The 1,175-nt window shown below is 74.2% G+C and carries 2 protein-coding genes; both read right to left on the bottom strand.

The features are described from left to right. The coding region (gene manA, locus ACFY5C_RS41855) for a mannose-6-phosphate isomerase, class I (RefSeq protein ID WP_389455338.1) at positions 1-866 on the bottom strand (866 nt) is incomplete at its 3' end. A gap of 134 nt (positions 867-1,000) precedes the next feature. Next, a partial coding sequence (locus ACFY5C_RS41850) for an SIS domain-containing protein (RefSeq protein ID WP_389455340.1) occupies positions 1,001-1,175 on the bottom strand: 175 nt, incomplete at its 5' end.

Raw genomic sequence — 1,175 nt, 5'->3', positions numbered from 1 at the left:
AAGCGGACGATGCGCAGGAGTTCGGGGACGTCGACGTGCTTGGGGGTGAGGCCGCAGCGCAGGACGTTGTCCGAGTTGGCCATGATCTCGACGCCGAGCCCGTTCAGGTAGGCGTGCGGGATGCCGGCGCCGAGGAACAGGGCCTCGCCGGGCTGCAGCCGGACGTGGTTGAGGAGCATGGCGGCGATGACGCCGGGGTCGCCGGGGTAGTGGTGGGCGATGCCGGCGTACGGGGCGTGCTCGCCGCCGAGGCGGTCGCAGGCGGCCGCGGCCTCGGCGACGGTGTGGGCCATGGCGTCGCGGTCGGCGGTGAGGATTGCGGTCAGCACCTCGCGCAGGGCCGCCTCCTCGGGGCGCGCGTGCAGCAGGTCGACGTACGGCTTGAGGGAGTCGACGCCGAGGGCGTCCAGCAGGGCGGCGGCCCGGAGGGGGTCGCGGAAGCCGCACAGGCCGTCGAACTCGGTGAGCGCGCAGATCAGTTCGGGCTTGTGGTTGGCGTCCTTGTAGTTGCGGTGCCCGGCGTCCACGGGGATGCCGCGGCGCTCCTCGTCCTCGTACCCCTGCTTCGCCTGCGCGAGGTCGGGGTGGACCTGGAGGGAGAGCGGGGCGCCGGCGGCGAGGAGCTTGAGGAGGAAGGGCAGGCGGGGACCGAACTTGGCGACGGTCGCGGCGCCCAGCTCGCGTTCGGGGTCGGCCTCGATGACCTCGACGAGGGTGCCGCGGGCCGTGCGCGAGGGGGCGCCGGGGTGGGCGCCCATCCACATCTCCGCCTGCGGTTCGCCGGTCGGCTCGACGCCGAGGAGGGCCGGGAGGGCGGTGGTGGAACCCCAGGCGTAGGGGCGGACGGTGTTGTCGAGGCGGTCCATGCGGGTTCTGCCTGCTCTCTGTGCGTGCGTGCCGGCGCGTACGAGCGCGGGTCTTCGGTGGGGCACGAGGCGCGCCCGGGCCCTCGTACGGCGATGCGCGCGCGTACGGCCGCCCGATGCGCCCCGGGACAGGTCTAGGTGCCCGAGGCGAGCGCGAGGTAGACGGCGGCGAAATCCGTGACGGCGATCAGTTCCGCGAGGGTCTCCAGCTCGTCGCCGGGCTCCGGTTCGAGCTCGCTGATCGGGGTGTCGTGGCTGAGGGCCAGGTCGCGGGCGGCGGGTGCCGCGGTGAGGCCGCCGATCGGCCGG

This window comes from Streptomyces sp. NPDC012935 (assembly GCF_042900345.1).
GTDB lineage: Bacteria > Actinomycetota > Actinomycetes > Streptomycetales > Streptomycetaceae > Streptomyces.
The sequence above is the reverse complement of the archived record's forward strand: the minus strand, read 5'-3'. Positions and strand labels throughout refer to the sequence as shown.